This is a genomic window from Brevibacillus sp. YAE8, assembly GCF_057543335.1.
Map to the genome: position 1 here is coordinate 1 of NZ_BAAIYG010000106.1, position 620 is coordinate 620.

At 49.8% G+C, this 620-nt stretch carries 1 protein-coding gene; it reads right to left on the reverse strand.

Features of this window, described 5'->3' with window-relative positions:
• The coding region (locus tag AC27IT_RS27840) for a transposase (protein WP_487092269.1) at positions 1-493 on the reverse strand (493 nt) is incomplete at its 3' end.
• Between the last annotated feature and the right edge of the window lie 127 nt (positions 494-620).

Below are 620 nucleotides of genomic sequence, written 5' to 3' on the forward strand. Positions count from 1 at the left end.
CACCCCAGTTTGCATTGCCTGTGAGCTCGCTTTTACGTTTCGGCTGTTTCTTCTCGTAGGCATGGATCGCGGCACTATCGATGGCCACATGACTTCCATCGACGATGCCTTCTTGCTTGCAGCGTGTGACCAGATCCTCAAAAAGTCGCTTGACCAGGTCTTTGCTCGTAAGCTCGGCAAAGACGCGGCTCAACGTTGCCACGGAAGGAGCTTTCCGATCAAGCCGAAGTCCGCATCGATAGCGAAAACGAAGATCCATATCCAGCCGGCGATGTAGGCCAGTGAACGTACTGATATTCTCAAGCGGAGCTGCAAGCAAAGCCCGAAGGATTCCTTGTCTGCAGTGACCGTCAGCGCCTCGGGGGGAACGGCTTCTCAGTTCTTTGGCGTAAGGACGTAGGTCAAGAGCGCTGAAAAAGATAGGCAATCGTTCTTTGGATTCAAGTTTTTGCAGTTCCTCGAAGGAAAACAGACTTTCTTGAAGAATATACAAGGTGACTTCCTCCTTTTGGGCGTTTTTGGTTTGGTCACCGAAAAACTTCTCCAAATTGGGGTGAAGTCCCTTTTTTATCCCTAGAAATCCTTGTGTCTCAAGGGCTCAGATTTCTGCAAAATGCTCA